Source organism: Pseudomonas sp. GW704-F2, from assembly GCF_059423025.1.
Genome location: NZ_JBWKXO010000100.1, coordinates 1 through 684, shown reverse-complemented (window position 1 = coordinate 684; position 684 = coordinate 1). Strand labels below are relative to the sequence as shown.

Annotated in this window: 1 protein-coding gene; it reads right to left on the bottom strand. The window is 65.5% G+C overall.

The features are described 5' to 3' along the window. Positions 1-119 precede the first annotated feature (119 nt). Positions 120-653, bottom strand: a complete 534-nt coding sequence (locus AC07W0_RS30930) for a glycoside hydrolase family 19 protein (RefSeq protein ID WP_102619028.1) — start codon at positions 651-653, stop codon at positions 120-122. Positions 654-684 lie beyond the last annotated feature (31 nt).

Below are 684 nucleotides of genomic sequence, written 5' to 3'. Positions count from 1 at the left end.
GGCCTGCTCGGCGAGCTTCTTGCCCATGCGCCAGTCCTGAACCTGCCAGGTGAGGCCCGCAGCGCCAGCCATCAGCACCAGGATCAGCACAACTAACCCGGCCAGCTTCTGCGCCGGCGTCATGCCAGCACCTCCAGCGCCTTGTCATACAGCGCCTGCCGGTCGGTCTGGCCGGTGAGCCCGCCGTTGATGCGCCGGGTGATCTTCATGAACTGTCCCTGATCCGCCAGCGTGTTCAGGCCTTTCATAGACCAGAACCAGGCCGCCGACATCGCGGCGTGCTGCGGCAGCTCGAGCAGCTCTGGCTTACTGAGCAGGTCCAGGCCCAGGGCTTCCCCGCACGCGGCGTAGTTGGTCCGTCCGGTGATCTGGATCAGGCCCCGGCCACGGTACTTGGAGCCGTCACCCTTCACGGTATTGCCCAGGTCGGCGCGCCCCTCATAGCCGGCCTGCTGCGCGGTCGGGCCCCATATCTCGCGCACGTAACGCAGCTGGCCCGACTCATGCCCGACCTGGGCGATGAATGCAGCCGCCCGCGCCGTGCCGACGATGCCGTAACGGTTCATGGCTGTGTTCAGGACAGGAACAAAAACGCCGGCTTGGCGGCCGGCGTTCGGGAGGATCTGCAGCAACTGCTGCTCGGTGATCGGCATGGCTTTTCTCCAGACAAAAAAATACCCGCTC

Bases quoted from the DNA above. Each gene is read 5' to 3' on its own strand.
- AC07W0_RS30930 (WP_102619028.1), bottom strand. From the start codon at position 653: ATGCCGATCACCGAGCAGCAGTTGCTGCAGATCCTCCCGAACGCCGGC.